Consider the following 25,532-nt stretch of genomic DNA (forward strand, 5'->3'; position numbering starts at 1 on the left):
TAAGGCGTAATGCTCGGTGTCCATCACCTCGCAAACGCCTCAAGACAACTCCCCCCACCGACATTTTTAAAATTTGATAAATTAAATTAATCGGACTTAGAACCCCGGTTGTGTCTTTCGACACAACGGTGGTTGCCGATACTCGGCATCCTAAGGCACTAAAAGACTATAGCTTTTAATCACTCAAATCAATTCCGTTGTATTTATTTTGAGCTTCAACAATACCGGATTTTAAATACTCTTCAACAGCGTCAACAGACGCGGGAATAACCCTTTGCAAAATCTCCGTTTCCTGCGCCGTAAATTTGCCCAAAACATAATCTTCCGATTTCATATAATCAGGCTGAGGACCTATACCTATTTTTAAACGGGGAAAATCATTGGAAGATAAATGCAGTGTCAATGATTTTATACCGTTATGCCCGCCGTCAGAACCTTTGGACTTAAACCTCAACTGCCCTATAGGGATAGAAATATCATCAAAAACAACGAATATATTTTGCGGTTCAATTTTATAAAACTGTGCTATTTTTACAACGGCTTCGCCTGATAAATTCATATATGTAAGCGGTTTGGCTAATATAACTTTTTCACCAAAAACATTTCCCGAAGCAATCTCTGCTCTGAATTTAGGTTCGGTTTTAAACGACAAACCATGCCTGCGCACAAACTCATCCGCACAGATAAACCCTGCGTTATGTCTTGTTTGTTCATATTTAGGACCGAAGTTTCCCAATCCGACAATTAAAAACATTTTAATCTTTTAAACCAATTTTCTGACAATATTTGAAATATAAGGAACTTGTGAATAAATTCCTGATAAAGAACATATTATCAAATAAATATTCAAACCCAAAACCAAAATTCCTAATATAGAAAATCCCATAAAAAGCTGGTATTGAACGAGATAAAAAAGTATAAAGTCAAAGAAGCTGTTAATAAACCCGCCTATAAAAGGTATGACTCTTACAATGGATAATATATTCATAATAATGTTAACAGACATAGAAAGAACGGCGAATACAAGTGCGATAAAAATACTTTGAATAATATTAAATTTCAAAAACGGTTTGATAGTTTTTTTGCCAAGCGCAGCAATAATCAGCCAAACAAGCCCGACAAGTCCATACGTCAAATATGACAAAGCCGAAAGTACCCGCTCTGCCATAATTGGTTGTTTATCATAATTGTAAGAATAGTTGCTCATTTTCCCCCAAAGGATAAAGAATTATCCTTCAAAAACATAATCTAACAAAGCAGCTTCTCTGGCTCTTTTAACAGCAAGAGTAACTTGTCTTTGGTGTTCTGCGCAAGTTCCTGTAATTCTTCTTGGGAGAATTTTTCCTCTTTCGCTTAAATATCTTTTAAGTTTATGTGCATCTTTGTAGTCAATATATTCCACTTTGTCAGCACAGAAGTTACAATTTTTTTTCTTATTAACCTGTTTTTGTTTGTTGTACATTGCCATGTTTATTTATCCTTCCTAAAATGGTATTTCATCATCGCCTATTAACTCATCAACTTCGTCCGAAGGACCGTATGAGAAAGAATCGTCATTGTCAGCTAAACTTGAACCTGAAGCTGAAGAAGAATTAAATACGTCAAAATCCGCTGCCTGCAGCTCAATAATTCTCTTTTCTTCGCCTTTGCTGTCTTTAACGGTATTAGTTTGCAATCTGCCTTCAACAATAACTTTGCTGCCTTTAGTAACTTGCTCCGCGGCTTTTTCGGCTAATTTACCGATAGTGATAACGCGCAAAAGTGTTTCTTCACGCTCGTCTATATTCATAACAAAATTAGCAATTGCTAAATCATTGCCGGTAAATCTTTTTTCCGGTTCTCTGGTTACAATACCCGAGATAACTGCTTTGCTGACTGACATTATTAATCCCTTATGCTTGTGCTTTAGTTTCTACATCTTCTATAATCATATCTCTTAAGAAGTTGTCGTTCAATTTTAAGTTTCTTTTTAAAGTCTTAATGGCTTCTTGAGGTAACTCTAATTTTGTAACGGTATAAAAACCGTCGCGGTAGTTATCTATATCATAAGCAAGTTTTTTTCTGCCTATTTTATCGGTATTTGTAATAGTACCGCCAAGATTTTTGATGGTTTCTTCAAGCTGCGATAATACTTTATCTACTTCTTCAATATCCAAGTTGGGTTTAATGATTGATAATAATTCGTATTTTTTCAATTGATTACTCCTGTTTTTTATACTTACATGTAAGGATTATACTAACATAAACAAAAAAAATATAACAAGACTTTGTAAAGTTGGGCAACTTAAAAGATAATTTATACTAGCCTATAGCGTAATTTTATTTTAGAATTAAAAGGATTATGATAAAAAGTCAACAAAAAACGAAAGGAGTTTTAAGATGACAAACCAAGCAGAAGTTTACAAATGTAATATTTGCGGCAACATAATAGAAGTTCTGTTTCCGGGTGTAGGCACGTTAGTATGCTGCGGAGAAGATATGCATCTATGCGCTCCGAATACAACAGACGCTGCGGGTGAAAAGCATGTTCCTGTTTGTGAAGATGAAAACGGAACAATCATGGTAAAAGTAGGGTCAGTTCCTCATCCAATGCTTGAAGAGCATTATATTCAAATGATAGAAGTCTTTACAAAAGACGGTGTTATAAGAAAATATTTAAACCCCGGTCAAAAACCTGAATTTTCATTGCATTGCGAATGCCATACAACATCACCATGCGATTGCGGCTGCAGCGAAGAAGTTTCAAATAATGAAGAAAAATCCGAATGTGATTGTATTGCCATTAACTGCGATTGTGATATTGTTGAAGTTAGAGAATATTGCAATCTGCACGGACTGTGGAAAGGAGAATGCAAATGTTAACAAAAAGAATAGAAGACGCTTTAAACCAGCAAATTAATAAAGAATTTTATTCGGCATACCTTTATTTATCTATGTCGGCGTACTGCGCTTCAATAGGGCTTGAAGGCTTTGCTAACTGGATGAAGGTTCAGTACGAAGAAGAAGTTTTTCATACTATGAAAATTTATAACTATCTTTTAGACCGTAAAGGCAAAGTTATATTAGAAACTATTGAAAAACCTGATAATGAATGGATAAACGTTATAGAGTTGTTTGAAAATGTACTGAAACATGAGCAATTCGTAACACAAAGTATAAATCATCTTATGGATATCGCAATTGAAGAAAAAGACCATGCGACAGTATCTTTCCTAAAATGGTTCGTTGATGAACAGGTAGAAGAAGAGGTTGCGGCAGAAGCCATCATTGACAAGCTAAAACTTATCAAAGGCGAAGGCAACGGTATCTTTATGATAGATAAAGACTTAGCGGCAAGAGTATTCACGGTTCCCGCAGATACTCAACAATAGTAATATACAAAAATCCCCTAAGCGTCAATGCCCGGGGGATTTTTCATTTAAAAGGAATTAAGAATGCTTTTGGCTCTTGATATAGGTAATTCATCAATTTCAATAGGAATTTTTAAAGAAAATAAATTAGTAAAAACTTTTAAGGTCGCAAGCGATAAAAAACGCTCCTGCGACGAATACGGGGCTGTTTTGACTACCATCTTAGAGCAACATCAGCTAAAATCAGAATTAAAATCAGCTGTTATAGCAAGCGTTGTTTTACCGCTGACCGATGTTTTAAAAGAGGCAATAGACAGCTATCTCAATATCCCTGTTTTTAAAATCACCTCCAAAGTAAACACGGGCGTAAAATACAAAGTGGATAACCCCAAAGAAATAGGCGCCGACAGAATCGCAAACGCAAGGGCTGCTTATGAACTTTACGGTAAACCCTGCGTAGTAGTGGACTTTGGAACAGCAACAAACTTCGATGTTGTGTCAAAAGAAGGCGAATTTTTAGGCGGAGTAATAGCCCCCGGGCTTGGTATAAGCGCTAATGCTTTGAGTACTTACACTTCACTTCTGCCAAAAGTAAAAATAGAAAAACCATCCTCCGCCATAGGCAAAAACACTATAGACAATATTTTATCGGGGCTTGTCATCGGGCATGCCAAAATGATAGACGGCATGATAGAAGAAATAGAAAAAGAACTGGGCGAAAAAGTAATCACCATAGCAACAGGCGGATACTCGGATATTTTAGAAAGCAGCCTGAATCGCCGGTTTGACTATATTAACCCCAACTTGACCTTGGAAGGTCTGAGGTTAATTTATAACAACATTAAGAGTTGAACAGATGAATAGGTGAAAATATTAACAAATAATTGTCATGCTTGTATATGTCAACTAATTCGATGACAAAAATTCTTCAGGTAAAATGTTAATCAAACCTTAAAATCCCGCTGCCCCAAGCGAGTCCCGCACCAAAACCACTTATTGCAATAGTACAGGGTCTTTCAAATTCTTTCATCTCAAAAGCTTCTGTTAAAGCCACAAATATTGAAGCAGCGGAAGTATTACCGTATTTGTGAAGGTTATGAAATACCTGTCCGTCATGAAAGCCCAATCTTTCCTGCACCGCTTTTATAATTCTTACGTTAGCCTGATGAAGCACCAAATAATCAATATCACCGATAGTTAAACCCGCCTGCTCTACCACGGATAATATCGAATCAGGGATGGTATTTACCACAAATTTATAAATCTCTTTGCCGTTCATATAAAGGTGTTGAGGCAAAACTTCTTTTTGTGCAACTAAAGGTGAGTTTTGTGTTCCCATAGGCAGCGTTAACTCCTGCCCCCTTGAGCCATCGGCATGTATCGACATAGAAAGAATGCCCTCAAAATTATCCGAAGCCTGCAAAATCATAGCTCCTGCGCCATCACCGAAAATTATACAGGTATTTCTGTCTGTCCAATCAACAAATCTTGAGTGCGCGTCTGCACCTATGACAAGAATTGTTTTATACATTCCGCTTTGGATATAAGCTCTTGCGGTGTTCATTGCATAAATGGCACCCGTACAGGCAACTGCCATATCAAAACACGGAATATGTCTTTCTATGCCGAGCATACTTTGCACTTCGCTTGCTAAATTGGGATAAATGCTGTCATTAACGGAAGTAGCAACTATTATCATATCTATGTCGTTTTTGTCGATTTTGGCGTCTATAATAGCATCTACTGCAGCATCGTGGGCAAGCTCGGAAAGTCTTTCATCCCCTGCTAAAACACGTCTTTCTTTAATACCTGTGCGTGTAGAAATCCATTCGTCATCGGTTTCTACTAATTTTGCCATGTCAAAATTGGTTAAATATGTTTCGGGTAATGCTTTTCCCAGTCCTGCTATTTTTACTTTTGGAGCCATACTATTTTCTCTTCTGTGTTTTATTTAACCTGCGAACTTATTTTTTCATTCACACCTTTTTCGACGGCATCTTTAGCAACACGAATGGCATTTTTTACAGCTAATGCCTTGCTGCTTCCGTGAGATATTACGGAAATACCTTTAACACCTAAAAGCAAAGCTCCGCCGTATTCTTGATAATCAAGTTTTTTCTTAATGTTCATAAACAGCGGCTTTGATAAAAGCCCCAAAATTTTGGCAAAAGGCGATGATGTAAACTGCTCTTTAATCATCTTCATCATTGTATAGATTGTTCCTTCTGCTACTTTTAGCACCACATTACCTACAAAACCGTCAGCTACAATAACATGACAATCACCGATAAATACATCTCTGCCTTCAACGTTGCCTATAAAATTCAATTCTTCTTTTTTTGCCGATAAAATATTAAATACTTCTTTCACAAGGTTGTTACCCTTGCCCTCTTCTTCGCCGATATTCATAACTCCGACGGTAGGGTTGTCATAACCTAAAATACTTTGAGCAAAAACCCTGCCCATGATAGCAAACTGATAAAGCATATTCGCATCACAATCGCTGTTTGCACCGGCATCAATAAGAACAACAGGGTTTTTAAAACTGGGCAGAGTAGCACATATTGCGGGTCTTGAAATTCCGCTCAGCCTGCCCAGCCCAAATAAACTCGCAGCCATAGCAGCACCTGTGGAACCCGCTGCAATAAGCCCTTGCGACTCACCTTTTGCAACGCTTTCAACCGTTAAAACTATTGAAGCTTTTTTCTTCGTTCTCAAAGCTTTCGCAGGAGACTCACCCATTTCAATAACTTCATCAGTATGGGTTATTGCTATATCAAGCCCTTTTGTGTCATATTTTGCAAGTTCTTTCTCTATCTCGGGTTGCACCCCGATAAGTTGAATTGCAACACCGTATTCTTTTGCAGCATCAACCGCCCCTTTAACTGTCTCTAAAGGTGCAAAATCTCCGCCCATTGCATCTACTGCTATTCTAATTGTCATTGTTGTTCACTCTAAAATGTAACTAGTCTTCAACAACTACTTCTTTTTTGCTTGCTTTTTTGTCTTTGTCATAATAACCGCAAGCAGCGCAAACAGTGTGCGATAATTTTGTTTCACCGCATTGTCTGCATGTTGTTGTAGTCGGTAATGTAGCTTTCCAGTTAGCTCTTCTGTGCGCTTGCGCTGATGCGCCTGTTCTTTTCTTTGGTACTGCCATGATTTTTTCCTTTACTTTATTATTTATTTTTATCGTTTTTCTTTAAAGGGATTTCTATTCTAACGGTATTCTCATCATCTTTGAGACACCTTTGAACTTCATCCGTTCCTATACAATTTATATCACAAAGTTTTTTATTTGGGACATTTAAAATTATACTTTGGTAAATTAAATCTCTCAAGTCAATTTCTTCCCTGCCGTATAATTCTTCTGCAAAATTACTATGCTTAATTTCGTATTCTTTAGTATTTTCGGGGATAAACGACTCTTTATAAAATTTTTCGTCAATATTTATAATGAAATTTTCCGTGTATGTTTTTAAACATCTGTCGCATTCACACTCAAGCTCAGCTTCAATCTCGCCTGTGATTTCTATGATATCACCATTCATGGACGCTTCAACTTCACCTTGCGCATGTGCTTTTAAATCTTCAAAATCCTCGTCAATGGAAAATTCCTGCACTCTGTCGATTTCTAAATCTTTAATATTAATAATCATACCTGTTCCAAACTCTGATTTTTTAATGTTAACACAAAAAAACCAAGGCATGAACCTTGGCTTTTTTATATATAAATACTTCTATGATTTTGATGTAACTGCTTTGTAAATACCGCCTATCGCAGCCCCAATTGCAGCAGGAATAAGCGCACCCATTGCAAGAGCACCAACAATAGGTAGTTTTAATGCCTCTTTTGTTCCAACAATCTTGACGACCGATATCATATTATGTATAAAATTTGCTCCAAAAACTAATAAACCTCCGCCTAAAAGACCTTTGCCTATAGCAGACGCCTTAGAAGGAGTATAACTATCCGCAGTTGTCGCAACGGCAGCTGAGCCAAAAGATTGCGCCTGCACCATATTATCTTTTGTTTTAATCGGTTGTGCGCCTTGTGCTAAATTTACAGATTCTATGCCCATGTTTATACCTCGCTTTACCTTATGCACTAATAAAAACACAAAGGCGCAGAAATTTGTCTGTTATTACAAAAACTTTACAAATTCGGCATTTGTGGCTTGTTCATAGCTGTAAGCAAAGTTCAAAAGTTTCTGCTCCTCAAGTACATTGGCTGTAAGCTGCAGCCCTATCGGCATATTTTCTTTATCAAAACCGCAAGGAACGCTCATAGCAGCAACACCCGCAAGGTTAGCCGTAATAGTACCTATATCCATTAGATACATGCTCAATGGGTCTGAAATTTTGGAATTCAAATCAAACGCTGTAGTCGGGCATGTAGGAGATAAAAGCACGTCCGCCTGTTCGAAGGCTTTGTCATAATCCTGTTTAATTAAAGAACGGATTTGCTGTGCTTTTTTATAATAAGCATCATAGTAGCCTGAGCTTAATGCGTACGTGCCAAGCATAATACGTCTTTTAACTTCATCGCCAAAAGCTTCGGAGCGTGTTTTTGTAAACATTTCAATCAAGCTTTCGGTGTCTTTTGCCCTGTAGGTATAGCGAACACCGTCATACCTTGCAAGGTTAGAGCTTGCTTCTGCCGTAGCGATAATATAGTAGGTGCCGATTGCATATTTTACGTGGGGTAAAGAAACAGGCACTATTGCTGCACCAAGGCTCTCATATAACTTGATGGTACTTTCTACGGCAACTTTTACCTCATCCTGCACGCCTTCTGCCAAAAGCTCTGTAATAACACCTATTTTTAGACCTTTTAAATCAGAGGTTAAATTCTTTGAATATTCTCCAACAGGGGTATTGATAGAGGTAGAGTCGTTTTTGTCGTAACCTGAAATGACTTCTAAAAGCATAGCTATATCTTTTGTGCTGCGGGCAAAAGGACCTATTTGGTCCAAACTGCTTGCAAACGCAATCAAACCATATCTTGAAACCCTGCCGTAAGACGGTTTTAAGCCGAAAATACCGCAAAAACTTGCAGGAAGTCTGATGCTTCCGCCGGTATCGGAACCCAAAGACAACAAAGCCTCGCCTGCTGCAACGGCTGCAGCAGAACCGCCTGAGCTTCCGCCCGGAACTTTTGTTGTATTATGAGGGTTTTTGGTAATTTTAAAAGCGCTATTTTCGGTAGAGCTGCCCATCGCAAATTCATCCATATTAGCTTTCGCTACAACAGGGATAAGGTTTTCTTCAAGTTTATTTGCAACGGTAGCGCTATACGGAGATACAAAATTTTCAAGCATTTTACTGCTTGCTGTTGTCAAAGTGTTTTTTACACAAATATTATCTTTAATGATTAAAGGCACACCTGCAAGCAAAGGCAGCTTATCACCCTTAGCAATTTTTTCATCGACATTTTTTGCTGTTTCATAAGCCAATTCTTTGGTTAAAGCGTTAAGCGCTTCGACTTTTGGCTCTTGCTCTTCTATCGTTTTATAAGAAAAATCAACAAGTTCTTTTGCGCTGATTTTTTTTGATAATAATGCTTCTTGTGCTTCTGTGGCGGTTTTGAACATTAAATTTTCTCCAAGTGCTATTCTTTACTTATATTTTACAACAAACAAAAAGAAGCTAAATGTTTCGGTCCTTATTTTTATCATCAAAAATTATTTAAAATATTCTTTATCTTCTGTAGGATTTGCGCCATCATTAAACTACATCCATCGACAACCTCATTTTTTTCTTCGCTATATTTTAGCGCAGAAAGCAAAACTTGAGACATTAAAATTATATCTAACAACTCTTTTTCTATATTAACAATTTTTTTATAACTTTTCATATATTACCCGCAAAAAGAAGCATAGTTTGCTTCTTTTATATACCTGCATAATTTTCTATATAATAACATCCATTGTTTGCACATGCAATAAGAAGCATAATACTGTTATATAGTTGTACAGGTATACTATGAATAAAACTGAAAGAATATCCGATTTAAAAACAAATAAAACACACAAGGTCGCTTTTATGTTCAATGAAGATTTATGGCAAATGTTTAAAGTTACTTGTGCGAAAAATAGTACAAAACCCACTTGGGAACTTGAAAAATGGATTTTAAGCTATTTAGATAAAAATAATATGCTGGATTAAAACCCTATTTCATTGCAGTATGATAAACTTGGAATACCGACGAGAAAATAATACTTATGTCAAATAAAAACGAAAGTTTAGTGAAGCTGGGTGAGCAAATAAAAAAACTAAGGAAAGAAAAAACTTTTTCTCAGATTAAGCTTGCTCTTTTATTAGGTATTAGCAAAGAACATTTATCAAAAATTGAGCGAGGCGCAACCGCACCAAGTATCAATTTATTGCTTGAAATTTTAAAAATTACAGGCGGTCATTTTATTATTCAATAAACTATCCTTGGCAATTATGGCTTTGTTTGATTGAAGCTTATAAATATATAATTGTGTTTTATATAAATTTAAAGTATAGTATCAGTGTAATAACTATTATTTTAAGGTTTGTCGGAAGTGCATAAAATAACATTTTTGGATGGCACAATAATTTTTTGTTTTATTATTGCAGTTTTGCTTTATATTCAACTGATTACATTAACGGGGCGTATTACTCCTGTTGACTTAGTTTTTGTGTTGTTTGCATTAATACCCTGTTTTTTGTTAGTACTGCTAAAAATTGCCGAGGATTACCTGAAATGGAAGAAGACTTCAATTATTTCTATATTAGCTCCCATTATACCTTTAAGTATATTTTATTTCGCACTATTGTCCGGAATTATTTTCATAGGCTCAGAAATGTTTCCGGATGGACCTGAAACACCCTCGGCTTACTCCTATTCTGGAAAAGTTAGAAATTTAAAACGTTATGCAGGATTTGAACATTTCCCAAACCAACTGCCTGATGGTATTTCGGATTACCACTTTCAAATTGATAGGGCTATGAATGATAATACTCATTATGTAAAATTTAATATCAATAAACAATATATTGAAAACATAATGAAAGAATATGGTTCAAAATGTATCATATTTACGGATAAAGAAAATTTTGACAAGTATGATATAACAATCTATCCGGATGAAATAACAGACGCCGACAAGATTTGTATTTTACATAAGGCCTCTTTTCAGGACAATGCTCCTTATACAAGCGGAATAGCTATTTACAATACGAATACCATTTATTTTTTCCTTGCAGATTACATATGATGATATCATTACTGCTATACAAGCTTACAAAAAATCGCACAACCCTTTGATAAAGTTTTATTTTTCCTATAATATTAGTTTTGTTGTAGGGCTTTATTCAAAAGTATGTTAAAAGATAAAATAAAAAAAATAATCACAGCGGCGATAAACAAAGCTTGCGAAGGAAAAAAACTGGGTTCACTTGAGAGCGCAACCCAAGTGGATATCATCATAGAAAAACCGAAAAATCCTGACTTCGGCGACTTTTCAATAAATGTTTCGCCCTACGCACGAGCGGCAAAAATTGCTCCGCCTCTTATTGCCCAAAACCTTGCAGAATTTTTAACATCAACTTCATTTGAGGTTAATATAATAGGCGGATTTATGAATTTTAAGCTGTCAGACGGGTTTTTTAACGAAGCTTTGCAAAACATCCTTACAAAAAAAGCGACTTTCGGCGCAAATACCAGCGGCGGCAAAGAAAAGGTTATGCTTGAATACATAAGCGCCAATCCCACAGGACCTTTGCATATAGGACATGGCAGATGGGCTTGTATGGGAAGCGCTTTGGCAAATTTATTAAAGTTCTCGGGCTATGACATTTATCAGGAATTTTATATTAACGATGCAGGCAACCAGATAAACAATCTGTCGCATTCTCTTTTCATAAGAGTTATGCAGGAATTAGGCGAAAATATTAATTTCCCGACCGATGAAGCGGAAGTTAAAAACTTCTATACAGGCGAATATCTAATCCAAACAGCAAAAGACTTTATTGCACAAAACCCCGAAACAGCGGCAAAAATCAAACAGGGGAAAAAACACTCTGAATTTAAAGAAGAGCTTGCGGATTTTGCGAAAAAATATATGCTTGATGAGCAAAAAAGGCTTTTGCAAAAACTCAATGTAGAATTTGACAATTATTACAGCGAACTTGACCTTCACAGACAAAATAAAGTGGTTGAATGCCTTGAAAAACTTAAGCAAACGGGTCATACCTTTGAAAAAGACGGCGCTTTGTGGTTCAAAAGCACAACTTTTGGCGATGACCAAGACAGAGTTTTGATTAAAAATGACGGGGCTTACACTTATTTGAGCGCGGATATAGCTTACCATATCGATAAAATGCAGCGCGGTTTTGAAAGGCTTATAAATATTTGGGGGGCAGACCACCATGGTTATGTAGCAAGAATTAAAGCCTCATTGGAAGCTTTTTCCTACGACCCGACCCACCTGGAAGTTCTTTTGGGGCAGCTGGTAAACCTTTTAATTGACGGCGAGCAGGTAAGAATGGGCAAGAGAAAGAAAATGATTACACTTGAAGACCTTGTCGATGAAGTCGGAGCAGATGCCACAAGATTTTGGATGATAATGCGAAGCATAGATACAACGCTTGATTTTGATGTTGATTTGGCAAAATCAAAAGCCGATGAAAACCCTGTTTTTTACGTCCAATACGCTCATGCCCGGGCTTGCAGCATAATAAGAAACGCACTGGCAAAAAGAGTTGATACCGTTAACAAAATAGAACTTGAACCTGCTTTTTCACAAGATGAAATTGACGAAACATTTAATACCAAAGAATTTTCGCCGCTGTATGACAAAAAGGACAAGGCTTACAGTGCAACAAAAACACTGCTTTTGAAGCTTGATTCTTTTGAAGATATGATACTTTCAGCAGCAAAGCTTCGTGCGCCGTATTTGATAGCAAAATACGCCCAGGAGCTTGCGGGAGATTTCCACAGGTTTTATTCCGTAGCAAGGGTAATTACAGAAGACAAAGACCTTTCTAAATCAAGAATAGCTGTTGTTTTAAGTGTTCAAACCGTGCTTAAAAATGCGCTTGACCTTCTTGGCGTAAGCGCCCCTGAAGCTATGTAGAATTATTTCGAGCGGTAATAGCCCCTGACTTTTGTGCCGTCGGCTCTTGTATAAGAATTAACCCAAACTAAATTCCCAGATTGAACTTCTTTTTTAGCATTCTCTTCTGATAAAATCTTTTTATTGGCAAAATCCTCAAGAATTCTTTGCCTGTTTTGTAAAAACTCTTCTTTCGGCATATTTTTGATTTCTTCAAGCGTGTAAACTCTGTTTATGTCATCAACAGGAGCAGCAAAACCCGTTAAATTGGTATTTTGAAGCCTATTATAATTTTTTCTAAAATCTCTTTTATCATTTGGGTTAGTTATCAAGTCACATTTTCGCATACGCTGCATAACTTTTTCGGCAATAATATCATCCATTTTACCGGTGGCTTGTAGCCTTAATACTTCTAAGAAATTGTATTCTTGCCTGATTTCTTTGGCAATATCTCTTCCTGCTTGATTATTCCACCAATCCATATTTGATTCGTTATATGAACTTTGGGCTTGCAGATTTTCTTTTTCATGTTTATCTCCAATTATTTTACTTCCGGCTTGAGTTAATTTTAATGCTAAATCTGCAGATGCAAAAGCGTGTTTAAATGCATCGGCTTCATTATTCCAAGTATCATTTTTAGAATTCTTACCTATTTCAAAGCCGTATTTTTTTTGATAATGCTTTGTTTTTCTATAAATTTCATTATTATAATGTTTAGCAGGATTTAACTTATCTGTTAATTTTTTAAAGCGGTCTGACATAATTGTAATTCTCCTATTTTTACAGTAAACTTTGTATATGCTATATAAATATATTTCCTTAAAAATCTTATCTTTGTTGGGTTATTTGGGCTTTATTTTTAGCCTATATTTTCTTTTTCAAGAAAATTTTTTTAGTGTTGGTTTTTCATTACCTTACTTAACAATTAGTAATTTTGCTCTATACTATACGATATATTCGATTGTTTGTTCTTTAATATTTTTACTTTTTATTTTAGAAATTGTTATAAAAAAAAACATTGATTTTAAAAATGAAAAACCAAATGTTAAAACCATGCTCAAATTTATTTATTCCTTTTTTTTCTATTTCGGTTTAATAACTGCTCTCTTATTAATTACGGGTAATATCTATCTTTGGGTGATAATAGGTTTTTAGATTTTGTATGTTTTATTTATAACCACTATACAAGCTTACAAAAAACCCTCATAATAAAATATTCGATAAAAAGGCTAACAATCAATCTCATCTATACACGCAAACTTATTTCGTGTATATTTAGGATGAAAGTTTTATCTTGTCCACGTAGTTCAGCAGGATAGAACGTCACCCTCCTAAGGTGGATGTCGCGCGTTCGAATCGCGCCGTGGACAGTTTTCAGAGTTTGGAATAACAATGGTTTCACAAGTTTTTACAGGTACAACCGTTGCAATAGACGGATATAAGATAATTACAGAAGTAGATATGAACAACTCTATTCCGGGTATTACAATTGTCGGGCTGCCTGATACAGCCGTGAGCGAGGCAAAAGAGCGTATCCGCTCCGCCATAAAAAACTCCGGCTTTACAATCCCTGCCAAAAAAATCATCATTAATCTTGCCCCTGCGGATATTAAAAAAGAAGGCTCAAGCTTCGACCTTCCTATGGCAATAGGCGTACTTAGCGCAATAGGTGAAATAGATGAAATGAAGTTAACCGATATTGCTTTTTTAGGCGAACTTTCACTCGATGGCAGCTTAAGAGCAGTAAACGGGGTTTTGCCCATCGCACTCGGACTAAAAGAGCAGGGAATTCAAAAAATAATAGTACCAAAAGATAACGCAAAAGAAGCAGCTCTAATTGGAGGTATAGCTGTTTATCCTGCCTCACATCTGAGTGAAGTAATAGAATTTTTATCGACCGAGCAAACAGAAGAATTAAAAATTAACGAGTTCAAAGTCAATATAAATGAATTTTTAAACAATGCTTCATCAGCAGTACCATTGTTTGATTTTAAGGATGTCAAAGGACAAACCAAAGCTAAGCGTGCTTTAGAAATAGCAGCTGCAGGCGGACATAATATACTAATGGTAGGCTCCCCGGGAGCAGGTAAAACTCTTTTGTCAAAGTGTTTTACAGGTATATTGCCGCCGCTTGAATCAAGCGAAGCTATTGAACTTACCAAAATTTACAGTATAAGCGGACTACTTGACAAAGATGTACCTTTAATAACCCAGAGACCCTTCAGAAGCGTTCACCACAGCGCTTCAGCTATAGGAATAATAGGCGGGGGCAGCAATCCAAAACCCGGAGAAATCACACTTGCCCACAGAGGGATTTTGTTTTTGGACGAGGTCGTAGAATTCCCCAGAAGCGTGCTTGAAGTTCTGCGCCAACCGTTGGAAGACGGCGTAGTAACAATTTCAAGAGCGCAACAGAGCGTCAAATATCCCGCCGATTTTACATTGCTTGCCGCTATGAACCCCTGTCCTTGCGGACACTACGGAGATAGCGAAAAACAATGTATATGCCCTGATTTTCAAATACAAAGATACTGGTCAAAACTTTCAGGTCCTCTGCTTGACAGGATTGATATTCAAATTAATGTACCAAGACTTAAAGAAAGTGAACTGATGGCAAAAACCGAAGCCGAAAGTTCTGCCTCTATAAGAAAAAGAGTAATAAAAGCACGTAACATTCAAGTTAAAAGATTTGAAAAGGAAAATATTATCTGCAACTCTCAAATGATTCCAAAACAAATTAAAAAGTACTGCCAACTAACTCACGACTGCGAAAACATAATAAAAACCGCAATCACAAAATTCAAACTTTCAGGCAGAGCATTTGACCGTGTATTAAAACTTTCAAGAACAATCGCCGACCTTGATAATTCAGATAATATTGCACCAAAACATATTTTAGAAGCAGTACAATACCGAAACCTTGATAGAGAGTAGTGAAGAGGTGAAGGAAGCTGAGAAAAGTTGTCATGCTGAGGAGCGAAGCGAGCTCAGTATCTTACCGACTCGGGGCTAAGAGGCTGAGAAGCTGAGATTGAGTTTAAGAGTTCATCGCAGCCTTTTTGCATTGCATCGGCTTGCGCATGCAATAAAAAGAGGCTTTTGTAAGCCTCAAGTTAAACCCCTATATGAACCCGTTGGAATTAATTTCTTTTTAAACAGGTATATACCTGTAATTCTTGTACGCTGATTTAGCTAACAATTTGTTACCTAAAACATTTAATTTATCTTTCATTTTAAGCATTGCCAGCTTATCATTTGCAAAATTTTGCATATTAGCTAACATTTTTTGCTCATCAATTTGAGTTTCTTTAAGACTTTCGTGATTTTCAACTTTTAATTCTGCATATTTACGAACTAATAGTTTATCAATATGATCTCTTGCTCCAACTGCCATAGTTAAATTCCTTCCGGGTCTTCCTAATTTCTTCTTTCCATATTTATATAAAAACAAAGTATGAAAAAAAATTGCGTTTTTGGAAGGAAAATTTTTAAAACAGTGAATTTAAAGGGGTTAAGTCCCTATTAACCTAATGAACTTTGGAAATCTTTTTGTACGTTCTTTTCAATTTGTTTTTGAACAGATTCCTGCTGGGTTGTAATAGCTGTTACCTGAGTTTGTATATTAGTTCTTTGTAATTCTAAAGCTTTATCCTGATATTCAAGTTTTTTCTGTGCCGCCGTGTAATCAGCCTGGAATACTTCCCAGTTAAACGTATCAACATTATCCTCGGCTGCACCTGTTTCCTGCGAAGTCAAAGCCCATTTTTCCATATATTCTTCCATGAGCTTGCCGCCTTGTAATGTTAATGTTTGTCTTCTTCTGTCTATAACATTTAAAGAAAATTCATAATTTGCCTTTTGTGCTGTTAAAGTTAGATATGATGCCTGTAAAGCTGCAATGCCCATGTTTATCTCTCTTTCTTTATATCCTCTGTATATATTATTAAAAACGTTGAGTATATATTTATTGCTTATTTAGTATATATTCTGCTTAATATTTTGTTACATTCGGGAAATGCAAGTGTTACAAATTGTTAACAGGAGTACAATCATGTCCTATTGCATGTCTGACATGGGTTTTGGCATGTTTTGTAAAGTCATTAATAATAAGTATTTGAAAAAACTTTGTAGTTTTTAAAAATTGTATAATAATATAATAATCAGATATGTACAATGAAGCGCCTTTTGAATAAATGAACAATTTAAAAGCCAACTATAATGAAGTATTAGATGAGCTCAAGGAATTTGATTTAAGGATAATTGCGGCTTCTAAGTACATAGATGAAAATGGTATAATTGCCGCCTACAATTTGGGGATAAGAGATTTTGGCGAAAACAGAGTGCAAGACGCGCTTAAGAAGCTGAATAATCTGCCCGATGAAATCAAAAACAATTGTGAATGGCATTTTATTGGACATTTACAATCGAATAAGGTAAGAAAAGTTGTAGCAAATTTTGACTATATTCATTCAATTGACAGCCTTGATATCGCACAAACAGTAAATCGTGTGGCAGGCGAGATGAATAAAATTCAAAAAGTGTTACTGGAAGTTAATATTTCGCAAGAAAAATCCAAGTGGGGATTGAGCGAAAAGGAGGTATACGACATTTTTGAACAACTGCTGAAATTACCCAATATTAAGGTTATCGGTCTTATGGGCATGGCAGAGAATACATCAAACGAAGGATTATTAGAAAAAACCTTCACACATTTAGCAAATTTGCAGTATAATATACAACATAAATATCAGGTTGAGTTTAAAGAGCTGTCTATGGGGATGAGCGGGGATTACAAAGTAGCTGCCAAAGCAGGCTCAACAATGATAAGATTGGGACAAAGATTATTTAAGTGAAAAATATAACGGGGAGGATGAACATTGTCAGCATTAGTTAATCAAATTAAGAAGATTTTCGATTTGGGATTAGAGTCAGAAGACGGATTCGACATTTACGATGAAATCGGTGAAGAAGTGCAAGAAGAGCCAAAAAAGAGAGAAAAAGAATTAAAAGTAGTAAGACCGATTACAGGTCGCGGCTATGAAGTTATGGTTGTAGAGCCAAAAAGCTTTGATGATGCTTTATCTATAGCTAAAAACTTGATAGAAAGAAAAACCGTAGTATTAAACGTAGAAATGCTTGACAGCGAACAATCGCAAAGAGTTGTAGACTTCTTGGCGGGCGCTACTCATGCACTGGAAGGTCATCAACAAAGAATTGGCGACGGTGTATTTATATTTACGCCTAACAACGTAAACATCAGTGCTGAAAAAGCAAGAGAAAAATCTTTAACGGATGCTTTTTGGAATCCTGCTAAAGGTTAATTAAAATCATTAAAAATATTCCTAAAAACAACGACTTATTAATTAGGTCGTTGTTTTTGTGTGGAAAATTATATAATAAAAGCCACCTATACAAGCTCGGCTCCAGCTTGACCCAAGCGGATTTTACTCTCTTGCCCGATTTTGAATGTTTTTAGTGTCGTCATATTGTTTCCTCAGTTATTACACTATACTTAACCTTATCAAACTTAAAACAAATATTTATTTCATTATAGTTTGATAATATACGCAAAAACATTTATTGTCAACATTCATTTATAATGAACAATTATGGATGTAAAAAATGAAATAAAATCATTAATAGCTAAACGGGGAATGACTTTAAAGCAAGTTTGCCAAATTTTGAGTGAAAAAACGGGAAAAAGTTATTCGGGAAATAACATTACTAATAAATTGAGAAGAAAAACCATTAAGTTTGAAGAAGTCCAACTTATATTTGCAATATTAGGCTATAAATTAGAGTACTCAGAACAGTAAAGCTGCTTTAGGTATTCATCTTGTTCTATTACAACTTACCCGCCGGGCTTCCATACCTCTATTGCGCCAATTGAATATACTTGGAAGTAAGCAGGTTTTCGATTTGACCTGCTTTAATAGCAGCTTCTATGGTGTTTAATACTTCTTCCAACTCTGCTTTTGAATATTTTTTTAGCGGATTGCATAATTTTGGCAGTTTAAGGTCTTTGGTTGTTTTAATGTTTACAAAATAATGGTTGATATCTAAGAAATTCTCATATTCTGCGACTATAATTTTATAAACAGGGTTTATTTTTTGGGTGGCAAAGGGGCTTTTTTCGTGCATAGTCAGGAATTTTGCCAAGCTTTTGACTTCTGCTGTTACTTCGCTGCTGCGGCAATATTCTTCATCAAGACCGTAGAAATCATTGCCTTCAATTGATTTTGCTTCGTCAAAATACAGGTTTAAATATGCCGCATACAGCATACAGCCCAGATAAAACGCTGCAACGTTATCAGCTAAACGGAAAAGGGAAGGCTCAAGCGCTTTGTATTTTTGTTTTCTTTGAGAAATATTTTTGAACTTGCGGACTTCACCCTCAATATAATCATAACTTTCGCCAAAAGCTAAAACATAAGGCGCAAAACCCGGATCAAATTTAACTGAAGTATTTTCACTCATATTAATCCCCTCAAATAAATTAACTGTTTATTTTTTTAAGGTATAGTTCCTGAATTACAACATACAACGCCGCTGCAATTGCAGGGGAAAGAATAACTCCGAACACGCCCAACGTAACGCTTGCAATTAATATTGCACTGATTATAACGATAGGAGGCATATCCAGGAACTTGCCGTAGACAAACGGTGTAATAAGATTTTCCACCCTTTGAATAACTAAATAAGCTATAATTACACCGAGTGCAAGCCATGGATTAATCATAAATGCTAAAATTACAGCCGGCACCGCCGATAAAATCGGACCTATAATAGGTACAATCTCCAATATTCCTGCTATTATCCCAAGCAAAAGCGCAAACGGGATTCCCATCAGGTGCATTATTACCCCTGTAATCAAACCGACTAAAAACATTATCATAAGCTGCCCTCTGACGTAACCGCCTAATCTTGTTGTTATATTTTCAGCGATTTTGCTTATTTGCTCACGTTTGTTTTTGGGAAAGAAGCTTAATATTCCCTGTTTAATTTCATCTTTATCAATCAAAATAAACAATACTATAGCTGCTAATGTGAAAAACCCGACTATCATTCCAAACAACATCATGGTAAAGTCAAGTGATTTTAGCACAAGGCTTTCGCTGTAGTTTAACACTTTGGATAAGATTTCATGGTTTGATGGCAGGAAGTTTGAAATATAAGAACTTTTGTACGTTGCAAGTAACGCTTGTATTTTATTTATAATTTTCGGCAAATGGTTTATAAGTTCATGGATTTGGTCTACCAATAAATATAAAAACGGAACAAGGATTGTTATTACGATTACTAAAATAGCTATAAAAATCAAGGTAATTGCCCAGGCTTTCGGCATTCTTTTGCCCAAAAAATCTACCAGCGGAAACAAAGCGCTGGAGAGAATATATGCTGCAAATAAAAACAACAGAATATCTTTTATTAAAAATATTCCTATGCACAAAAGGATTAAGCCCAGAATAACCATTAAGGTTTTAAGTGAAATTACAACTTTTATTTCATTCATGTTTATCTCCGTTTTTTAAGTAACTTTTATAACAACTTGGGTGTGAAATTCTTTTTCCATAAGGAGTTTTTTCTTAGCAAAAATTTTCACATCCGGGAAGTAACCTTTTTGCAGCACCTCAAGAAGTAAGTACAGTATTTTATTCTCATTGTCAAGCTCAAAGTAGATATTTTTAACAAGCTCAAGGTGTTCTCTGTCTAAAACATCCGCTAAGCGCAAAATTCCCGCCAGAATTTTTACTGTTTTTTGCTCTGATTTCTCAAGATTTCTAAAATCTTTATCGTCTTTTTTAGGTATTTCGCCTGAATGATATCGGGCAACTAATGCAATAATTTCCAGCTCTGCGGGGGTTAAATTTTTTATCCTTGCAAAGTCAGACTCTTTGATAACTTTATAGCTGTTTAAATAGTGTTTGCTTGAGCCTATTATCCTGCCGATATCGTGATATTTTGCAGCGAGGGTTAAATAGTTCAATTCTTTTTCTTCAAAATCATGAAAAGCTTTTGTTTCTTCAAAAATCAGCCTGCTCAAAAACACAACTTGTTTTGCATGGGATTTTTCATTTTCGCTATAAGTATTATATACAGACTCCAAATCAAACATTAAATCTTTTCTATGCTTGCTTTAATCTCTTCACGGGTTAACCCTGTAGATTCAAGAGATTTCATAAAATTTTCCGCTACACTTTTTTGTACACTGGAAGGCACCACTCTTAACAGCTCTATTGCTTTTGAAATAACAGGGTCTTTGTCATACCAGCGTTTTCCGCCATCTACGGGTTTTACCATGCTGTAAAACCTGTCTACGGTTTCTTTTCCTGCCTGAGCTTCGATTTTTTCAAGAAAAATTGCCGCCTGCGCTTTAAGTTCATCCTGATAGTTTCTTAAAATTTCAATTACTTCAAGCAAGGTTGGGTCATAATCGTACCATCTTTTGTATTTTTTCATCTTATAGCCCTGTTGTTTTAATAACCTGATTATCTAACAAATTAGAATTTTGTTCAATTCTCTTAATATTTGCGCCTAAAAGACTGAGTTTCTCTTCCAGTTTTTCATAACCTCTATCGATATGATGAATATCCGTAATTGCAGTTGTACCGTTGGCGGCAAGCCCTGCTATTACCATTGCGGCTCCTGCCCTGAGGTCGCTGGCTTTTACTTGTGTACCGGTAAGTTCTCTGACACCTTTTACTATAGCATGCAAACCTTCATGCTGTATATCCGCCCCCATCCTTCTAAGTTCCGGAATTTGCATAAATCGGTTTTCATACAGGCTTTCCGTAATGATACTTATGCCGTCCGCTAAAGTTAAAACACTCATCATAGGCGCCTGCATATCCGTCGGAAATCCGGGATACGGCTGCGTAACAAGGTCTATAGCCTTTAATTGTTTATCTTTTGATATTCTCAAAGAATAAGGGTCAACAACCTCTATATTTGTTCCTATTTCAATTAATTTGTTTGTAAAAAATGTTATATGAGAAGGCAAAACATTTCTTACGACGACATCTCCGCCTGCTGCAGCCACGGCACAAATATATGTTCCCGCTTCTATTCTGTCGGGTATCGTTGAATATTCGACCCCTCTTAGTCTGCTGCGTTCCACTCCGTTTATAATTAATTCGGAGCTTCCCGCGCCTACTATATCAGCTCCCATCACGTTTAAGAAGTTTGCCAAATCTATAATTTCAGGCTCTTGCGCAGCGTTTTTTATCCGGGTTACACCGTTAGCGAAGATGGAAGCCAGCATTATATTTTCTGTAGCGCCTACAGACGGTATGTCTAAAAATATATCGGCTCCGTTTAATTCCGCTGCTTTTGCTATAACATAACCGTTTTCTATGACTACCTCCGCACCAAGCTGCTGTAGTCCTTTTATATGAAAATCAACACGCCGTTCGCCTATAGCGCAGCCGCCCGGCAGGGCTACTTTTGCTTCACCGCAACGACTTAATAATGCGCCTAAAACATTGAATGACGCTCTCATTTTGCTTACAAAAGCATAATCCGCCGTGCAGTTTGTAATATCTGCCGCATTGATTTCTATTGATTGTGAAGCCTTGCAATACTTGGTTTTTGCGCCTAAACAGTTAATAACTTCAAGCATTGTTTCAACGTCCGATAAATCAGGAACGTTATGTATAATGCAGACATCTTTCACCAAAAGAGCTGCTGCCATAAGTTTAAGCACGGCATTTTTTGCCCCGCCTATGTGAACTTCTCCGTGCAGTTTATTCCCGCCTTCTATTAAAATTTGTTTAGTCAATTCTTCTCTCAAGTACACCCTACATTACAATTTTATTACTCTAATCGAAATAAGTAAAGAAAAAGTTAATGTTTACAAGACATTGCTGTAAAAAAATGTAACAATATTATTGTAAACTGACAAAAAATATATTTATCTGTCTCTATAGTGGCAGAGGGAAAAAAAAGAGGTATTTATGCGCATAAAAAATATCCGGTTTTTTGAAAGCCATTTTGGCATTGCTTTTAAAAATGATGTTTTTGTTGCGTTTAAAACCCCAACTATTCTAGCACAGAATTCTTTGCCATTTGATAATGTATCTATCTCTCATCCTAAACAAATATCTTCTGTGCAACCCCAAAATAATATGCTAAAAACAACCTCAATAATTGCAGGGAGTGTACTGGCGGGTATTGGCGGGATTTTCTTAATCAAAAAGCTAGCCTCACGAGGGGTTAATAAATCGACAGAAGATGTCTACCAAACATTAAAAACCCAATATCAAAATATCTTACAGCAATTTCCTCAAGATAAATTTTACTATGAGCAATTGGCTAAAAGCGTAGGATTGCAAGCCGGAGAAGAATTTAAACTTGCTTCAATTGTAGGAACTACGCAGCTTAAAAAATTTTTAAACACTTTTACACCGCAGGATTTTCAGGTCGGTAAAAATATCGAAGCAATTGACAATTTTACATACAGAGTAAATTTGCACAATCATACAACCACTTCTGACGGTAAATTATCTGTAGAACAATTTTTGGAACATGCACGTAGGTGGTCTGATAAGGTCGCACAAAAAATCGGCGATGACGGGAAACCTCCTTTTACAATAGCAATAACCGACCATGATACAGTGGATGGTGCCAAAAGAGCAGTGGAAATTATCGCAAAAAATCCTGATGCCTACAAAAATCTAAGACTTGTTTTGGGCGGTGAGTTTTCATTAGTACATACTGACGCCAATGATGTCAACACTCCGCTTAATTATGAAATTTTAGGCTATTGCCTCAATCCATTTGATAAAGTGTTAGATGGATTTTTACAAAAACTTAGAAATTCAAGAATTATTGTTATGAAAAAAATTCTTGAAAATGCAAATAAACTTTACCCTGAATACAGATTTGATTGGAAAGAAGCTCAACTGTGCGGAAATAACTTGGGAAAAGCATTATCCAACGGCTATATTTATAATCTAAGAGATTATATGGCACTTAAAGCTGGGATATACGAGTTCGCCAAACAAAAAAATAATGATTTTATTACAAATCTACTCCACACCGTAGGAGCAGATTTTATAGAAAAATCAGCTTTTCAACGAGTTGATAATGCATACATAAGTCGTTATTTAGAAAACTCGAAATTATCCGCAAATTTTGATACGGTCGCATCAAAAATCAAGCCGGAATTTTTAGAATATATAGATAAAACAAGAGATAACTACACCAAAAGCCTTCAAGCGTTAATTGATACAAACGCTTCAATTACTTCAAATAAATTTTTCAACGAGGCAACTGGTACTGATTTTAACGGATTTTTCGGATTAGCACACCCCGGATTGGTTGCATTAGCCGAAGGAAAAGATTATGGGCACGCTTTGCAAGTATATTGCAAAGATAAAAATATAGATTGGAAAGAACATTTGTTTGAAAAATTTTTAAATAAATTGATTTCTGACAGTAACGACAGATTAAATGCAGTTGAAATCAACTATCAGTCTTATGGGCAACGGTATAACGGTTTTGAAGATTATATCAAATACATAACAACAACTGTAAACAAGGCTAAACAAAAATTATTTAATACAGGTGGCGTAGATTGTCACGGCGAAACCATTTTCAGTGCAAAATAAATTTTTGAAGTTGGGTAATTATTTAGATATGCATGATGATGCTTTTGCTCCGGAAAATAAAAAAATCAGAAGGACTAATTTAAATTTTTTAGATAAATTAACAACTGATATAAACAAAAAACGTTTTATAGATCATTATTGTTCGTTAACAGGCTTTCCAGATCTAAAAAAAGTTGCACAAATGATAGAAGATACCTTTTTAAATGCCATCACTAAAAGCTCTAATGACCTTAAAAATTCTAATAGCTATCAGAGCAGTTATTTTGACATAATAAAAGTTGGTTATGATGATACTTGTTCAGTTGGACTACAAAAGGCTTATCCTGGTTCAGATATTGATAAAGGGTACGTTATTATAAAAGGCAGCAATAATGATGAATTAAATGAAAAATTGGTTAATGAGTTCAAAGGAAAATTATGGGAAAATACTGATCAAAGAATCTTAAGTTTTAATCGTGGAGTATCATCAGTTCCTATAGTTTATACGCTAAAACAAATTATTGATATGTCAAAAAAGATTGAAAAAAATATGGGACAAAAAAATATAAATAAAGAACTAATAACTAAGGCTTTTACAGTATATGATACTGAATTTAAAACTTCTGCTTATTATAATGAGATGGTATCTGAAACTTTTCCAAGAGGACATTATACAAATATTAAGTATTTAAATCCTGCAAACCCAATAAAAAATGATATTAAAAATTTCGCCTTTTTTATCGAAATACTAAGAGAAGGTAAGACTCTATTTGAAACAGATAATAATAATTATTTGAGTTCAATGAACTACATTAAAAGTACGGATTTTTATAAATATTCGAATTTATGTCAAACAAATTATATTAAACTTTCACTAAAACCTAAAATAATAAGAAAGATCATCAAAGGTTTTTTCAAAGATACTATTATAGAAATATTTCAAGAACCTCAAAACAAAGGTAAATCAAAATTAATCAGAAGACAAGAATTAGCAACAAAATTTAATACTATGCCAATTTCAGATCAATATGCACTTATTAAATCAATTATATATGCGAGTTGTGATGACAAAATAGATAACAGCTTGATTTTTGAAAATGATTTTGATATGGCAGTGAAGCTAGAAACGATTTTTAATTATATGGTTACAGGGAATAGAAATTTATTATATATCCCTAAATTAGCTAGTTTTGCTGATGGTGAGTGGAGTTTCACATATGGTACACAAGCTCATCAAAGAGCAAATCTTTATTTGGGAAATTACGGTGGGGATAAAACAACATTATGGATAGATACAACAGACCCGGTAGCAATTGAACAAGCCATTAATAACATAGTTCTTATAAAGCAAATTGCAAAATTTAAAGATATAACAAAAATACAAGCACCTTGCTATACGACTGAAAAAGAAACAAGGAACATAAATCAAAAATCATTTTATAATAAAGATATTTACGAATATAAGGTTTGAGTTAGAAACAAAAGGGTTTATCAGAGAATAAACAAAG

33 protein-coding genes and 1 tRNA gene are annotated in these 25,532 nt (G+C 35.4%); 14 read left to right on the forward strand and 20 right to left on the reverse strand.

What is annotated here, in order from left to right:
* Positions 1 to 175: 175 nt before the first annotated feature.
* The 5 genes from pth to rpsF are packed head-to-tail and all read right to left on the reverse strand — an operon-like array spanning position 176 to position 2,195.
* Complete coding sequence (pth, locus tag PHX18_04565; protein MDD3593882.1) at positions 176 to 754, reverse strand: aminoacyl-tRNA hydrolase; 579 nt, start codon at positions 752 to 754, stop codon at positions 176 to 178.
* Positions 755 to 763: 9 nt separating this feature from the next.
* Entirely contained in the window at positions 764 to 1,207 is a 444-nt protein-coding gene (locus PHX18_04570) for a hypothetical protein (protein MDD3593883.1), read from the reverse strand.
* Positions 1,208 to 1,228: 21 nt separating this feature from the next.
* Positions 1,229 to 1,462 carry a 30S ribosomal protein S18 gene (rpsR, locus tag PHX18_04575; protein ID MDD3593884.1) on the reverse strand — a complete coding sequence of 78 codons (234 nt, stop codon included), beginning with the start codon at positions 1,460 to 1,462 and terminating at the stop codon, positions 1,229 to 1,231.
* Between the two features lie 21 nt (positions 1,463 to 1,483).
* Positions 1,484 to 1,882 (reverse strand): single-stranded DNA-binding protein, encoded by a 399-nt coding sequence (locus PHX18_04580; GenBank protein ID MDD3593885.1) that lies wholly within the window; start codon positions 1,880 to 1,882, stop codon positions 1,484 to 1,486.
* A 10-nt stretch (positions 1,883 to 1,892) separates the two neighbouring features.
* Positions 1,893 to 2,195 carry a 30S ribosomal protein S6 gene (rpsF, locus tag PHX18_04585; protein ID MDD3593886.1) on the reverse strand — a complete coding sequence of 101 codons (303 nt, stop codon included), beginning with the start codon at positions 2,193 to 2,195 and terminating at the stop codon, positions 1,893 to 1,895.
* Positions 2,196 to 2,379: 184 nt separating this feature from the next.
* Between rpsF and PHX18_04590 the strand changes: the two genes are divergently transcribed.
* The 3 genes from PHX18_04590 (at position 2,380) to PHX18_04600 (ending at position 4,202) form a co-directional block, all read left to right on the forward strand.
* Positions 2,380 to 2,862, forward strand: a complete 483-nt coding sequence (locus PHX18_04590; GenBank protein ID MDD3593887.1) for a desulfoferrodoxin FeS4 iron-binding domain-containing protein — start codon at positions 2,380 to 2,382, stop codon at positions 2,860 to 2,862.
* Positions 2,856 to 3,371 carry a ferritin gene (locus PHX18_04595; protein MDD3593888.1) on the forward strand — a complete coding sequence of 172 codons (516 nt, stop codon included), beginning with the start codon at positions 2,856 to 2,858 and terminating at the stop codon, positions 3,369 to 3,371. The genes PHX18_04590 and PHX18_04595 overlap by 7 nt, the downstream gene beginning before the upstream one ends.
* 63 nt (positions 3,372 to 3,434) lie before the next feature.
* Positions 3,435 to 4,202, forward strand: a complete 768-nt coding sequence (locus PHX18_04600; protein MDD3593889.1) for a type III pantothenate kinase — start codon at positions 3,435 to 3,437, stop codon at positions 4,200 to 4,202.
* Positions 4,203 to 4,290: 88 nt separating this feature from the next.
* Here PHX18_04600 and PHX18_04605 read toward each other — a convergent pair whose 3' ends face one another.
* From PHX18_04605 to PHX18_04635, 7 genes are all read right to left on the reverse strand, one after another.
* Complete coding sequence (locus PHX18_04605; protein ID MDD3593890.1) at positions 4,291 to 5,277, reverse strand: ketoacyl-ACP synthase III; 987 nt, start codon at positions 5,275 to 5,277, stop codon at positions 4,291 to 4,293.
* Positions 5,278 to 5,297: 20 nt separating this feature from the next.
* The gene (plsX, locus tag PHX18_04610) at positions 5,298 to 6,293 is read right to left on the reverse strand and encodes a phosphate acyltransferase PlsX (protein MDD3593891.1); all 996 of its coding nucleotides are present in this window, start codon (positions 6,291 to 6,293) and stop codon (positions 5,298 to 5,300) included.
* 22 nt (positions 6,294 to 6,315) lie between these two features.
* On the reverse strand, positions 6,316 to 6,510 hold the full coding sequence (gene rpmF, locus PHX18_04615) for a 50S ribosomal protein L32 (protein ID MDD3593892.1): 195 nt from the start codon (positions 6,508 to 6,510) through the stop codon (positions 6,316 to 6,318).
* Positions 6,511 to 6,529: 19 nt separating this feature from the next.
* Positions 6,530 to 7,009: a DUF177 domain-containing protein gene (locus PHX18_04620; GenBank protein MDD3593893.1), complete on the reverse strand. Its 480-nt coding sequence runs from the start codon at positions 7,007 to 7,009 to the stop codon at positions 6,530 to 6,532.
* 81 nt (positions 7,010 to 7,090) lie between these two features.
* The gene (locus PHX18_04625; protein ID MDD3593894.1) at positions 7,091 to 7,432 is read right to left on the reverse strand and encodes a hypothetical protein; all 342 of its coding nucleotides are present in this window, start codon (positions 7,430 to 7,432) and stop codon (positions 7,091 to 7,093) included.
* Between the two features lie 63 nt (positions 7,433 to 7,495).
* Complete coding sequence (gene gatA / locus PHX18_04630) at positions 7,496 to 8,944, reverse strand: Asp-tRNA(Asn)/Glu-tRNA(Gln) amidotransferase subunit GatA (protein ID MDD3593895.1); 1,449 nt, start codon at positions 8,942 to 8,944, stop codon at positions 7,496 to 7,498.
* A gap of 83 nt (positions 8,945 to 9,027) precedes the next feature.
* The gene (locus PHX18_04635) at positions 9,028 to 9,207 is read right to left on the reverse strand and encodes a hypothetical protein (GenBank protein MDD3593896.1); all 180 of its coding nucleotides are present in this window, start codon (positions 9,205 to 9,207) and stop codon (positions 9,028 to 9,030) included.
* A gap of 128 nt (positions 9,208 to 9,335) precedes the next feature.
* On the opposite strand from PHX18_04635, the gene PHX18_04640 reads away from it, so the two are divergent.
* The 4 genes from PHX18_04640 (at position 9,336) to argS (ending at position 12,457) form a co-directional block, all read left to right on the forward strand.
* Positions 9,336 to 9,518, forward strand: a complete 183-nt coding sequence (locus PHX18_04640) for a hypothetical protein (GenBank protein ID MDD3593897.1) — start codon at positions 9,336 to 9,338, stop codon at positions 9,516 to 9,518.
* 56 nt (positions 9,519 to 9,574) lie between these two features.
* Entirely contained in the window at positions 9,575 to 9,784 is a 210-nt protein-coding gene (locus PHX18_04645) for a helix-turn-helix transcriptional regulator (GenBank protein MDD3593898.1), read from the forward strand.
* A gap of 135 nt (positions 9,785 to 9,919) precedes the next feature.
* A complete protein-coding gene (locus tag PHX18_04650; protein MDD3593899.1) occupies positions 9,920 to 10,597 on the forward strand; it encodes a hypothetical protein in 678 nt (225 codons plus the stop codon).
* A 105-nt stretch (positions 10,598 to 10,702) separates the two neighbouring features.
* The gene (gene argS, locus PHX18_04655; GenBank protein MDD3593900.1) at positions 10,703 to 12,457 is read left to right on the forward strand and encodes an arginine--tRNA ligase; all 1,755 of its coding nucleotides are present in this window, start codon (positions 10,703 to 10,705) and stop codon (positions 12,455 to 12,457) included.
* A gap of 2 nt (positions 12,458 to 12,459) precedes the next feature.
* Here argS and PHX18_04660 read toward each other — a convergent pair whose 3' ends face one another.
* Complete coding sequence (locus tag PHX18_04660) at positions 12,460 to 13,197, reverse strand: hypothetical protein (GenBank protein MDD3593901.1); 738 nt, start codon at positions 13,195 to 13,197, stop codon at positions 12,460 to 12,462.
* 535 nt (positions 13,198 to 13,732) lie between these two features.
* Here PHX18_04660 and PHX18_04665 point away from each other — a divergent pair.
* Both PHX18_04665 and PHX18_04670 read left to right on the forward strand, forming a co-directional pair.
* A tRNA-Arg gene (locus tag PHX18_04665) sits at positions 13,733 to 13,806 on the forward strand.
* A 22-nt stretch (positions 13,807 to 13,828) separates the two neighbouring features.
* The gene (locus PHX18_04670) at positions 13,829 to 15,370 is read left to right on the forward strand and encodes a YifB family Mg chelatase-like AAA ATPase (protein ID MDD3593902.1); all 1,542 of its coding nucleotides are present in this window, start codon (positions 13,829 to 13,831) and stop codon (positions 15,368 to 15,370) included.
* 217 nt (positions 15,371 to 15,587) lie between these two features.
* Here the strand turns inward: PHX18_04670 and PHX18_04675 are convergent, their stop codons facing one another.
* Positions 15,588 to 15,830 carry a hypothetical protein gene (locus PHX18_04675; protein MDD3593903.1) on the reverse strand — a complete coding sequence of 81 codons (243 nt, stop codon included), beginning with the start codon at positions 15,828 to 15,830 and terminating at the stop codon, positions 15,588 to 15,590.
* A gap of 128 nt (positions 15,831 to 15,958) precedes the next feature.
* On the reverse strand, positions 15,959 to 16,342 hold the full coding sequence (locus PHX18_04680; GenBank protein ID MDD3593904.1) for a hypothetical protein: 384 nt from the start codon (positions 16,340 to 16,342) through the stop codon (positions 15,959 to 15,961).
* A gap of 287 nt (positions 16,343 to 16,629) precedes the next feature.
* On the opposite strand from PHX18_04680, the gene PHX18_04685 reads away from it, so the two are divergent.
* From PHX18_04685 to PHX18_04695, 3 genes are all read left to right on the forward strand, one after another.
* The gene (locus tag PHX18_04685; protein ID MDD3593905.1) at positions 16,630 to 17,289 is read left to right on the forward strand and encodes a YggS family pyridoxal phosphate-dependent enzyme; all 660 of its coding nucleotides are present in this window, start codon (positions 16,630 to 16,632) and stop codon (positions 17,287 to 17,289) included.
* A 24-nt stretch (positions 17,290 to 17,313) separates the two neighbouring features.
* Positions 17,314 to 17,757 (forward strand): cell division protein SepF, encoded by a 444-nt coding sequence (gene sepF, locus PHX18_04690; protein MDD3593906.1) that lies wholly within the window; start codon positions 17,314 to 17,316, stop codon positions 17,755 to 17,757.
* A 288-nt stretch (positions 17,758 to 18,045) separates the two neighbouring features.
* Positions 18,046 to 18,252 carry a hypothetical protein gene (locus PHX18_04695; protein ID MDD3593907.1) on the forward strand — a complete coding sequence of 69 codons (207 nt, stop codon included), beginning with the start codon at positions 18,046 to 18,048 and terminating at the stop codon, positions 18,250 to 18,252.
* A 58-nt stretch (positions 18,253 to 18,310) separates the two neighbouring features.
* Here PHX18_04695 and PHX18_04700 read toward each other — a convergent pair whose 3' ends face one another.
* The 5 genes from PHX18_04700 to murA are packed head-to-tail and all read right to left on the reverse strand — an operon-like array spanning position 18,311 to position 22,226.
* Positions 18,311 to 18,913: a hypothetical protein gene (locus PHX18_04700; GenBank protein ID MDD3593908.1), complete on the reverse strand. Its 603-nt coding sequence runs from the start codon at positions 18,911 to 18,913 to the stop codon at positions 18,311 to 18,313.
* A gap of 19 nt (positions 18,914 to 18,932) precedes the next feature.
* Positions 18,933 to 19,949, reverse strand: a complete 1,017-nt coding sequence (locus PHX18_04705) for an AI-2E family transporter (protein MDD3593909.1) — start codon at positions 19,947 to 19,949, stop codon at positions 18,933 to 18,935.
* A 15-nt stretch (positions 19,950 to 19,964) separates the two neighbouring features.
* Entirely contained in the window at positions 19,965 to 20,552 is a 588-nt protein-coding gene (locus tag PHX18_04710; GenBank protein MDD3593910.1) for an HD domain-containing protein, read from the reverse strand.
* On the reverse strand, positions 20,552 to 20,896 hold the full coding sequence (locus PHX18_04715; protein ID MDD3593911.1) for a hypothetical protein: 345 nt from the start codon (positions 20,894 to 20,896) through the stop codon (positions 20,552 to 20,554). The genes PHX18_04710 and PHX18_04715 overlap by 1 nt, the downstream gene beginning before the upstream one ends.
* A 1-nt stretch (position 20,897) precedes the next feature.
* The gene (gene murA, locus PHX18_04720; GenBank protein ID MDD3593912.1) at positions 20,898 to 22,226 is read right to left on the reverse strand and encodes a UDP-N-acetylglucosamine 1-carboxyvinyltransferase; all 1,329 of its coding nucleotides are present in this window, start codon (positions 22,224 to 22,226) and stop codon (positions 20,898 to 20,900) included.
* 163 nt (positions 22,227 to 22,389) lie between these two features.
* On the opposite strand from murA, the gene PHX18_04725 reads away from it, so the two are divergent.
* Complete coding sequence (locus tag PHX18_04725; GenBank protein ID MDD3593913.1) at positions 22,390 to 24,045, forward strand: hypothetical protein; 1,656 nt, start codon at positions 22,390 to 22,392, stop codon at positions 24,043 to 24,045.
* Entirely contained in the window at positions 24,035 to 25,495 is a 1,461-nt protein-coding gene (locus PHX18_04730) for a hypothetical protein (protein ID MDD3593914.1), read from the forward strand. Before PHX18_04725 ends, PHX18_04730 begins: the two co-directional genes overlap by 11 nt.
* Positions 25,496 to 25,532 lie beyond the last annotated feature (37 nt).

Source organism: Candidatus Gastranaerophilales bacterium (assembly GCA_028696075.1).
Taxonomy (GTDB): Bacteria; Cyanobacteriota; Vampirovibrionia; order Gastranaerophilales; family JAILCC01; genus JAQVHS01.